General features: G+C 30.9%; 8 protein-coding genes and 1 pseudogene. 2 read left to right on the top strand and 7 right to left on the bottom strand.

Annotated features, from left to right (window positions below):
- Nucleotides 1-246: 246 nt before the first annotated feature.
- From EV194_RS16550 to EV194_RS16520, 7 genes are all read right to left on the bottom strand, one after another.
- Nucleotides 247-3,861: a YobI family P-loop NTPase gene (locus EV194_RS16550; RefSeq protein WP_132435602.1), complete on the bottom strand. Its 3,615-nt coding sequence runs from the start codon at nt 3,859-3,861 to the stop codon at nt 247-249.
- Between the two features lie 224 nt (nt 3,862-4,085).
- Nucleotides 4,086-4,292 carry a hypothetical protein gene (locus EV194_RS16545; RefSeq protein WP_132435600.1) on the bottom strand — a complete coding sequence of 69 codons (207 nt, stop codon included), beginning with the start codon at nt 4,290-4,292 and terminating at the stop codon, nt 4,086-4,088.
- Between the two features lie 127 nt (nt 4,293-4,419).
- A complete protein-coding gene (locus EV194_RS16540) occupies nt 4,420-4,971 on the bottom strand; it encodes a hypothetical protein (protein WP_132435598.1) in 552 nt (183 codons plus the stop codon).
- A gap of 228 nt (nt 4,972-5,199) precedes the next feature.
- Nucleotides 5,200-6,099: a PhzF family phenazine biosynthesis protein gene (locus EV194_RS16535; protein ID WP_132435596.1), complete on the bottom strand. Its 900-nt coding sequence runs from the start codon at nt 6,097-6,099 to the stop codon at nt 5,200-5,202.
- Nucleotides 6,099-6,488, bottom strand: coding sequence for a cupin domain-containing protein (locus tag EV194_RS16530; protein ID WP_132435594.1), 390 nt, complete (start codon nt 6,486-6,488; stop codon nt 6,099-6,101). Before EV194_RS16530 ends, EV194_RS16535 begins: the two co-directional genes overlap by 1 nt.
- Before the next feature lie 2,519 nt (nt 6,489-9,007).
- The gene (locus EV194_RS16525) at nt 9,008-10,213 is read right to left on the bottom strand and encodes an ATP-binding protein (protein ID WP_132435592.1); all 1,206 of its coding nucleotides are present in this window, start codon (nt 10,211-10,213) and stop codon (nt 9,008-9,010) included.
- Nucleotides 10,214-10,497: 284 nt separating this feature from the next.
- Complete coding sequence (locus EV194_RS16520) at nt 10,498-10,746, bottom strand: hypothetical protein (protein ID WP_132435590.1); 249 nt, start codon at nt 10,744-10,746, stop codon at nt 10,498-10,500.
- A gap of 254 nt (nt 10,747-11,000) precedes the next feature.
- Here EV194_RS16520 and tnpA point away from each other — a divergent pair, with 254 nt between their 5' ends.
- On the top strand, nt 11,001-11,267 hold the full coding sequence (tnpA, locus tag EV194_RS16515; RefSeq protein WP_132435588.1) for an IS66 family insertion sequence element accessory protein TnpA: 267 nt from the start codon (nt 11,001-11,003) through the stop codon (nt 11,265-11,267).
- 32 nt (nt 11,268-11,299) lie between these two features.
- Nucleotides 11,300-11,685 (top strand): annotated as a pseudogene (locus tag EV194_RS16510) (IS3 family transposase); the annotation flags it as partial.

Genomic DNA, 11,685 nt, shown 5'->3' with positions numbered 1-11,685 from the left:
CGGTAGGTTACTCATGATGGAACATGAGGTTAAATCAGTCTCGATAATCAAAGAGCGTTTAACAGTTATTCGGACAGCCTCGTGTCGCACTTACAATGAATGCCAACGGTCACATATATGAAATGTTGGGGCTGCGGTGTGCGTCTTTGTCTGCCGTTACAAAAGTTGGTGCGGGGCAGAAAGGTTCGCGTAAACACCTAAACCCCAATATTTTATATATGATGTTGGGCATAGTTTTTTTTAATCTTATCTCCTGTGATTTACTCTTAATCCATTCTTGATTTCAGAAATACTTGATATATATTCAAATTCTATTAAGGTGTTTAATAACTTACTATGGAGAGTATTGTTTTCTATTGTAGCTTTTTTGCTAGTATCTGCGATTAATTCATAATCATTACCAAGAGAATGCAGAAAGTTAGTTATAAGATTATCATTAATTATGGACTTGCTATTAATAAATAAGGATATTCTTTCTCTAGGAGTCAAATCATTGTTTAAAAGCAGAATCGATTTCAAGGAGGCTTTAACATCATAAGATTCTGAATCTAATAATAATTTGACAATTATTCCTGCATTATCTGTATTTTCAAGAACTATTGAATCATCTAAATTATTTACAAAGGTGAATTTCGATTTTGTATCAATAACTTTTGACATTAAAATAAGTTTCAAATCGTCACTATCAATTATTAGTTCATCTATCAATTCTTTAAAATTGCTAAAATGTTTCTCAAGCAATAAAATATTAGTCCCTTTGAAATTATCTCTTAAATACTTAAAACTGATTGGAGTTGGATTTACTTTTTTGCTCTCGATTAAAATAGTAATTCTTTCTTTTGACAAATTATCTGTTGTAAATGATTCATACCACCATGGGATCGAATTGCATATTAATTCTAATGATTTTGTGTCAATTTTCATTTCATTGACTAGAGCTCTACAAAGTTTACTAAATGTCTGAAGACCATTTTCATCTTTATCAGTTGTCATTCTAAGATTTGAAAGTACTTGTGCATTCTGCGGGTTGTTGATAAAACTTATAACATCATCACTCAACATATTTCCATTTTCCACAAACATTGCTAGGATATTCAGCCATTTTGCTTTAATTTTTGAATGAATTAGCAGTAAATTTTTAACTTCAATAGTGATTATAGAATGGACATCTTCTATTATCGTACTGGTCTTAATGATTATTTCTTCTTTCTGTTCAATACATATATCTTCATTATTTAAAAGTTTTTCATAGCTTTCCAAATATTCTTCTGTATTATTTTGAAGTTTAAGAAAGACATTCTCGATGTATTCTTCAATATTTGATTCAATATAATCAATCATATTTTGAAGCTTTGTATTTAGAATGAAGCTATAATTCATTAATTGAAATGATTCAGCATCATAAACATTTTTAAATGAAGTATATAATTGAATCATTTCTGAGTTCACTGCATAATGATTGTTCTCAAATATGAAACTTAACAAGGGTTCAGGTGAATTTATTTCAATAGAATTAAATTTCAGGTTTAGATTTCTTATTATTTCAATTAACTTATCTGATTTTGTTTTAATATTTAAGAAATCAGGGAAGTTACATATGTAATCACTATTATTTTCAAAAATTGTAGTTATATCTTTTATTTCTGCATATTGAATAATTAAATTAAAGTATATTTCAATTCTATCATCAGGAAGTCTTGTTTTTGAGTATAGGAAATTCCAAATATTTGGCCAAAACTTACATAATTCGGATATGAAATTTTCAATATATGCTGTTCTATCAATAAACTCGTCTATGAAGTAAAAAGTTTTTTCTTTCTCATTGCTTAATTGCTGAAATAGAAGATTTTTCTTTGGAGTAAAATATTTGCCTTTTATCAAGGTATCAACTAAATCATAGTTAAGGACAAAGTCTTTTTCAAAAGCAAATTCGTTAATTTTCTTAATTAGTTCTTCTGTCTTATTTAGTTTGTAGTCAAAAGCATTGCCTTTATCGGTTTTGATATTAATAAGGAATAGATAATCTGGTTTAGTCAATGCCCCCTCATGGAACACTGAGATATAATCTAGATAGTTTTCATCGATATACCCATTTCTTAATAAAATATTAATTAAGGCAAATCTACGATGGGAATCTGTTTCAATAACAATTTGTTTGCTTTGAAGCAAATCTTTCAATTTACTTTTCTGTATCAGTTTTTTTTGCTCATTAATTCTTTCAATCTCCTTTTTTATTTCATTAGTTCTTATTTTAGTTAGAATAATTTTTTCTCTTTCACTGTAACTTATTTCAGGGTTAACTTCATTTTCGATTGCTGTAAAATTAAAATCAAATGAATTCCTATGTCTACCACTGTAGGAATCGTGGAAAAAATATTCTATACTTCCATTTCTAATTTTTTGGAAGTTTTCTTCACTAGTGAAATTGGATATGCTTACTAGATTTTTGTTTACATTGAACCCTACAAAACCATTAGTGATTTTCTCTAATACCTTTGCAATATAGATAATTCGCAATTCTTTTAGGTTACTTACTTTGTGTTCTTCAATTCTGCTAATCTCAGTCTTTAATACTGTAATTTGATTATCTAATTCTACAATTGTTGTCTTTATGTAATCACTCTTTTTGCTGATAGTAAGGTATAAGTCACCTTGGTTTTCATTTAGTTTAGTAAAATCATTCGGATAAATATTTTTATAAACAATAATTGATAATAATTTATTCATATCTAAACTATTGCTAATCTTTTTTGAATATATGTAAAATTCATTCATGATGTTATATAACAATCTCATGTCATCAATAAACATGGATAAATCATCTAATAAATCATCATTCAAATTATAGTTGCTTTGTCCAACAATTTTACGGAGTTTCGCCCCTGAATTTGAGAAGTTTATAACTGGTATTATTGGGATGATAAAATCAAAAAACTTAGCTCTATCTTTATCGAGAAACATGTCATCTTTTATTGCATAGATGAATACTACATCACGTTTAACTTTTTCAGAACTATTTATTAAAAGATTTATTTCTCGAAGTTTTGTAAAAACATCTGTCTGCTCAAATCTATCAAGGTCTTCAATAATAACTACATTATATTTTGTTGCTTCAAAAAAGTATATAATTTCATCTAAGTGATTATTTAGAATGGATTTGCTAATGCCATTATCTATTTCGATTTCGGCGGTATTAATATTTAGTTTTTTTATTGATAAACCTAATAAAGACCTTGAAAGCTTATATATTGTTAGAAATAAACCTAATAGAGTTATTGCTGATGCAATTTTATTAAAATAAGGTGGATAAATTCTGTCTGGATTTAATAAAGATAATTTTCCTAGAAAATCTGGCGCTAGTAGAAAGAGTAATGAAATGAGAACTACAATTATTCCAAGAGAATATCCGAATAATTTGATTTTTTTTTGTCGTTTAATTTTTTTAAATCTGGAATCAGGTATCTTTGAGTCTTTTTCATGAAAAAACAACTGCTGGATTATGCTTAATTCAATTAATCTTTGTAGTTCAGTATCTTTGTTGTCATCGGTGTCCTTATGTTGAGAATCTTTAAATGTTGCTAATGATATATTGAAAAACCGATTTTTTGGAAAAAATTTATTCCATAAGTTTTCTGATGCTTGAGTTCGTTTAATGAATGTTTTTATAATACTGCTTTTACCTGAACCATATGAGCCAGAGACAGCAATGTTTTTATTTTTATGCTTATTTGCTAAAGCCCATTCTAAAGCTTCCAAATAAACTTCGCAATCTTCAGCATCATCAATGGGGGAAAGAGAATTGTAATGCTCTGACACTTTATTTTCTAAATTCTTAAATCTAATAAATCTGTCTTTAAACATTTAAATTGTTTTAATTCTATATTCTATAAATTTCCTCATTATGTATGAAAGTAGTATGGTCACTCTTAAAATTATGCCCAACGGTGACATGTATGAAATGTTTGGGGAATGCGGGCTTCGTACCTGTCTGCCGTTACAAAAGCTGATGCGGGGCAGAATGTTTCAAGTAACCACTAAACCCCCAAATATTTTATACATGATGTTAGCAAACGTATTTTATTAATCTACACTTTTTTCTTAAACTTAATCAAGGTCAATATTGAAAAAATTATTGTTCCAGCACAAACAATTCCAATATAATAATCAATGCTAACCCAGTCACTTAAATTCTTGTTAATAAATCTTACGGCTAACAATGCTGCTGCACCAATCATTAGCATATAAGATTGATTTGGTTGCAATTCATTTTTTGTCATTCCTTTTTGTCCCATAAATAAGATTGAAATTCAATGTTTTACGTTTGTTTTGGTATTAACTTACAGCAATTTCTGGTCTTTGAAACAAATACAAAACATCCTGTAATTAATTATTAAGAATTTTCCATCTCTATAGAATTTGTTAAAATCCGTTTGACATATAAACCGCTTTGTTATTAACTATATATTGAATTCGGATATCCAATTCAGACCAGTGTTTAATGAATTTGTCAAATCTCTTTATGTCTTTTTTTTTACGTATGAAGAATTCAGATTCAAAAAGCAATCCGTTTTTTGTAAATATTTTTATTTCGTTTTTCGTTCCTAATGATGGAAAAGGAAATTCAGTTCGTTTAATTTTTATCTTGCCACGGTAATCATTACATTTTATTCCTAAAAATTCAATTTGCTTTATCTCAATATTATTTTTTTTAAAATTAATGTAGTTTTGATTTATAAATATATGTCCAATTATCTTTGGTGTCTGGAATATATACTTAGAAAAGTACCATATAATCATTATATAAACACCTAATAAAACCGATATTCTTGCAATTATTTTGTCATTGACTTCAATGAAAAACATTATGAATGCAAATCCCCATAGAAGCAAAATAAACCATATTAATATCACTTCAAATAATGAATTAGGATATTCTCTAATTTCCAAAGACAAATCTCTATATTCTGTCATTTATCTCACTTTTTTGATGCTTTAATCTGGTTTTCTGTTAAAAAATCACGTAAATAGAAGATTATATTCCGCCATTGTTGCGGGTTTGGATATGTTTGCTAACGGTGGCGGTATAAACCGTTTCCGCTTTCACATCAGCCCGATAAAAGTCCGTAATTTATTATCAAAACGCAAAATTATCGTGAAGCTAAGGCGGAAATGGTTTATACCGCATGTTAGCACACGTTATTATTTATATATCATATATTTACCTTCAATTCTAGTTATTGCTCCTCCTCCAAAACAAACTCGTTGAATATTATCTTCATCGACTTGTTTTTGAAGTTTTACTACATTAAAGTTATCTTTTAATCCATTTTGCTCAATAGTCAACGTTTCAGTTGGCCACATGTTATTAATAGCTAGATAATAGCCAAATGCAGAATTACCTGAACCAGTTGCAGGGTCTTCTAAGTAGCCAAAAGTCGGAGCGAAAACTCTTGTCCTGTAATCACTCGTTTTGTCAGAAACTTCAGATGTAAAAACTTCAATTATATCAATCCCAAGTCTAAAACAATAATCTTTCAATTCATTAAGAGCGGGAGTAATACTTAGAATTGATTCCAAATCAGTTATCGGAACAATCAAGGTTGATAACCCTGCATTTATCACTGAGATTGGATTATTCATGTCAATTTTTAATCTGTCAATCTTTAATTTTCCTGCTAATTCACTTACGTCAATTGAAATATCTTTAGTTTCAGGTTTAGGTGACATAATAAAAACAGAATCAGACTCGATTAATCTGTTTTCTACCTTTAAAGTTCCTTTGTTCGTGTTTATCGTCAAGGTAGGAGCATTAGCTAAACTAATGTTTGCTTTTATCAAGTCGTATAAAATAGCGACTGTTGCATGACCACAAAAATCCACTTCTCGTTCAGAAGAATAATAACGTAAATCAAATTCGCATTCCCCTACTTTAGCAACATATCCAACTTCGTTCACAAATCCTTTTAGTTCTTTTGCTATCTGCAACATTTCGTTTTCTGAAATATCATTCAATGAGTTCAGAAGAACATATCCAGCAGGGTTTCCATCCGATTTTTTTGTAGCAAAAGCGTCTATTTTTTTGAAATTATACTCTTTCATTATACATCCTCCACAAAATATCTGTCTTGCCCTAGATGGTCAGAAGGACAAGTGAAAATAGTTTTTAAAATCTTATCTGAATTATTAATAATTTGATGCACTAATGAAGATGAAATTGTAAAGCAATCACCTTTTTTTACTTCGAAACTATCTGTCCAATGAATTCTATTATCTTTATAATCGCCAACTTTCATCATTCCGCAGCCTTCTAATACTTGATATGTCTCTATCCCAATCTTGTGGTAATGAGGATTTAATTTCGTTTTTGGAGCAATTTCTGCAGCAAAAACTGAGATATTTGAATCGCCACTCATTAAAGTTACTTTGATGCCTGTTTTGCTATCAATTTCAACTTTCGATAATTCTTCATCTATGTTTTTTACCTTCATAATCTGTTGGTTAGGATTTTTCCATAATGTGTGCTAACGGTGACATATATGAAATGTTGGGGCTGCGGTGTGCGTCTTTGTCTGCCGTTACAAAAGCCGGTGCGGGGCAGAAAGGTTCGTGTAAACACCAAAACCCCAATATTTTATATATGATGTTGTCGGTATTTACTATTTATTAATCAAGTCGTTAAAAACTTTTTCTAAAAATAGAATTTTTCTTGAAAATCAGTGGTTTATATCGTTAAAAATCCTCACAATCTTACCGATATTGCAGGTAGTTGAATTTCAATAAACTTCGTTAAATATCTATTTTCTCAGGTCGTTAAATTTGGCTCATAAATCTTCAAATTTTTTCCGGCTTTACAATAATTATTCTCCGTTATAAATTCCGAAATCCGTTGATTTGGCCGCAGTATTCTAATTTCTCATCGAAGTACTCTTTTCACTTTATTATAAACCAATTTGGCGAAGCAAATTAATTTTCTGGTCGATGTCTGAGTCGTTTAGTTTAAGTGTTATTGGCCGAATTCGAAATCTTTAATCGTTTTTTTCAATTTCCGCCGTTTAATCAATTTATTCAGTTAAAAAATCTGACTTCGCCGTCAATAACCGTAGTTTCCCAAAATATTTCTCCGAAGTAATGGCTCGTCTGTGGCTTATAAACAAACTTGGCGGAGCAAATTAATTAACTGGTTGAAGTCAGAGTCTTTTGGCTTAAATATTTTTGGCGGATTTCAAATTATTCCACGTTTTATTCTTCCGTTGCGTGTGAGATAAAACTTCTCGATATTTTCAAATTTTCCGCCGTTAATCAATTTCTTTTCGTTAAAAAATCTGACTTCGCCGCCAAAAACCGTGGTATCCCAAATATTTCTCCGAAGTAATAATTTGCCTGTGGCTTATAAACTAATTGAGCGGAGCAACGAAATTTTCAGTTTGGATGTCAAATTCTTGCGTTATTGATTATTAGTCCGTTACGGAATTTGAAAAACTGCTCTGAATATCTGATTATTCTTCGTGCGGTTTCAATATTTTCCGTTACAGATTTAGTCTTATTCCGTTGTTTTTCTGGATTTAGGCCGTTTATATTGATTCTCGGTGCGTTATTATAAAAAACAATACTTCTGACGTAGAAATTTCCAATCGCTCTATTAATTTTCAGTATATATTTACTGTTCGTTTCAGTAAGTTTTCTTGGTTTTTTGTTTTGTATTAATCAGTAAATAAGGTGTTTACTTGATTGAATATCGTCTTACCGACAACGGTGACATGTATGAGTAGTGGCGGAATACGGGGCACTTTCTTACACGGTATGAATGGATTTGATGCGAGGTAGAAAGCTCCAATACGCCACAAACCCAGCCATTACTTATACATGATGTTGCCGGTATTTACTATTTCTTAATCAAGTCGTTATAAATTTCTATAAAAATAGGATTTTTCTTGAAAATCAGTGGTTTCCATCGTTAAAATTCTTCGCTCTCTTACCGATTTTGCAGGATGTATAATTTCTCCGACTTCCAATTAATTTTCTCCGTTATAAATTTCGAAATCCGGGAATTTTACCGTAGCATTCTAATTTTCTACGAAGTTGTCAATTTGTTATAAACCAATTTGGCGAAGCAAACTAATTTTCTGGTCGATGTCAGAGTCTTTTGGTTTAAATATTTCTGGCCGATTTCAAATTATTCTACGTTTTTTTTCTTCCGTTGCGTGTGAGATAAATTTTTTCGATATTTTCTAATTTTTCGCCGTTAAATAAATTTCTTCCGTTAAAAATTCTGACTTCGCTGCCAAGAACCGTAGTTTCCCAAAATATTTCTACGAAGTAATAATTTGTCTTTGGCTTAAAAACCAATTTGGCGAAGCATACCAATTTTCAGGTCGATGTCAGAGTCTTTTGGTTTAAATATTTCTGACCGATTTCAAATTATTCTGTTTTTTCTTCCGTTGCGTGTAAAAGTGAATTTTTCCGATATTTTTCAATTTCCGCCGTTTAATAAATTTCCTCCGTTAAAAATTCTGACTTCGCCGCCAATAACCGCAGTTTCCCAAAATATTTCTACGAAGTAATAATTTGTCTTTGGTTTATAAACCAATTTAGCGGAGCAACGAAATTTTCCGATACAGATTTAGTCTTAATGCGTTATTTTTATGGGGTTTAGGCCGTTTTCATTGATTCTCAGTGCGTTATTTGAAAAAAAACAATACTTCTGGCGCTAAAAATTCCTGCAACTCACTTTATTTATTTTCTGGATATTCTTTTTGTTCGTTTCGGTAAATTTTTCGGTTTTATTTTTCTATTCTATTGAAAATAAGCGATTTGCTTGATGAAAATTGTATTACCGGCAACGGTGATTTGTATGTGGCGGTTTTGCACACCCGAAATTATCTATAAACGTGTAATTTTCTGCAAAACTGACATATACAAAATGTTGCCAACTGGCTTTTTTATCAAGAATCAATAGCGTCTGTATTAATTGGTTAAATCTTCAAATAATTCAAGGAATTATTATCTGTCACACCATTTTTAAACAAAAGTCTTTAACATGCATTCGATTGATTCCCTTGTATGTTGATATTTCAGTCAATTCATCCATTGTCACAACATATTTTGGAAAGTTATCCGATATTTCCAGTAAATTTCCGTATTCTCGATTTATTGTTCCCTCATTTGTTAACATATAAGCAACTTGAACATAAATTTTTTCTCCAGCTTTTTGTGCGATAAAATCAATTTCTTTATTCCCCTCTTGCCCAACAGTTACAGAATATCCTGCCATTCGTAAGTGCAGATAAACAACGTTTTCCAATATTTTATGAATATCACTTGTCTTATATCCAACAATTGCATTACGAATACCAATATCCTCAAAGAAATACTTTTCACCTATTTCAAATATTTTTTTTCCCTCTATTCCTGTTCGTTTTACTTTGAAAATCAAAAATGATGATTCAAGATATCCCAAATAGTCTATAACAACTTGAGGTGATATGTTTATTTTTTGAGACTTTAGATATTCACTGATTTTCTTAGAGGATACTATACTGCCAATATTATCTGCTAGGAATTCAACCAAATTTTCTAAAAACTTTACATTTCTAATTTTAAATCGTGTAACAACATCTTTGAGCAATATGGTATTATAAATGCTTGTTAAATACTCATATGCAACTTGCATCTCAGTATTTAAATTAATTAGGTATGGTAATCCTCCGAATTTTAGATAGGTTTGAAATGTTGCAACTGAATCCTGTAAATTATAAAACACCAGAAACTCAGTATAGCTTAAACCAAATACTTTAATTTCAATATATCTACCACTTAAAAATGTAGCGAGTTCGCTGGAAAGTAAATTAGCATTACTTCCCGTGCAATAAATATCGTAATTACCTCTCGTTGCAAGGTCTCTTAATGTTATCTCAAATGATTCAATATCTTGTATTTCATCAATAAATAGTGCTACATTGCCGTTTCCCTTTACATTTTCTTTCAAATAGAGAAAGAGGTCATCTGAATTTGTTATTTTTGAGAATTCATGTTGCTCTTTATTGATGTAAATTATTTGAGTATCAGGGCTTTGTTTTTTAATAAGGTCTCTCAATTGCATTAACAGATAGCTTTTCCCAACTCTCCGCTGTCCAATTAATACCTTTATCAATGATTTACCAATAAATGGTTTTAATCTATCTATGTAAAGTGGTCTTTCGATGTATTCAGTCATTTCATCTATATTTTAAACTTCATGCAAATATAGGAAATTCTTCAATTATAACTGAATAAATTTATTAATATCGATATTTCTTCAATCATGATTGAAACATTTGCCGAAAAGCTAACATTCTTCAATCATAGATGTCGTGCATTTTAAGCTTGTTGGCAACGGTCACATATATGAAATGTTGGGGATTGCGGGCATCGTCATTGTCTGCCGTTACAAAAGTTCGAGCGGGGCAGAAACGTTCAAGTAACCACCTAAACCCCAATGTTTTATATATGATGTTGTACCTAGTTTTGGTTTTCAATGTCCTTATTCGATACTCCAATTGGTTTCATATTTTTCTTTGAATGTCGGTAAAATCCAATTACTTTATTTCTCCTTGGATTAGAAATAGAATATTTAAGCAATAGTTCGTCTCCGATAACCTGCAATCCTTGTCTTTGACCTGCTTTAAAACTGTCTCTGTAAATGCTGTCACCAATTACATATTCATATTCCACCAATTGAAGCCAATAACCTTTGACACTCGGAATCATTTTAGTTTCAGTAATTGTCGCTCTTGTTTGTTCTGTTTTCGTAAATATAAAAAGAGTCGGAATCTGAAATTGATTAAAACCTATATACAGGAACGCACTTACGAGTAAAATTAGAATTATAGATGCGATTGAATTTGTCGTTCTATTAATAAATTTAATTTTCACCATATCTATATTTCTTATGTAGCCTTCCCTGAAAATCGGACAGTTTAAAATTAGATAAATTATTAATTTTAAGCAGTCAAAACAGAGTTATGAAAAAAACAAGATTCACAGAAAGCCAAATTGTAAAAATTCTAAAGGAGTATGAAAGTGGCATTGATGCTCAAACGATATGTCGCGAGCATGGCATTGCCAAGGCTACATTTTATAATTGGCGCAAGAAGTATTCTGGTATGGAAGCCTCTCAGTTAAAACGTTTAAAAGAACTGGAGGAAGAAAACCGTAAACTCAAGCAGATGTATGCAGATCAGAGTTTAGATAACTTGATGCTAAAGGATTTGCTTGGAAAAAAGTTTTAAAGCCCTGCGAGAAAAAAGAGCGAGCCGAATACTTGCATTCCACATACTTGATCAGCATCGGCAGGGCGTGCCGATTGATTGGATTGCATCGCTCCATGTGGTATTATGAAAGCAAACGAAACGATGTTGAAGTCATCAACAAGTTGGAAGAACTGTCAGAGAAACTTCCAACGCGTGGCTTTGATGAATATTATGGTCGAATTCGCCAAGAAGGCTATAGATGGAACCGCAAGCGAGTATTGAGAGTCTATCGCTTGCTACAGCTAAACCTACGCAGAAAACGAAAAAGAAGGTTGCCTGCTCGTATAAAAGAACCACTGGAGCAACCCAATGGCATCAATCATACTTGGTCTATGGATTTTATGAGTGACAGCCTGATTTATGGCCGTAGATTCCGAGTATTAAATATTATTGATGA

Source organism: Natronoflexus pectinivorans, assembly GCF_004345615.1.
GTDB classification, from domain to species: Bacteria; Bacteroidota; Bacteroidia; order Bacteroidales; family Marinilabiliaceae; genus Natronoflexus; species Natronoflexus pectinivorans.
Note: the sequence above shows the minus strand (reverse complement) of the source record. Positions and strands in the feature narration are given on the sequence as shown.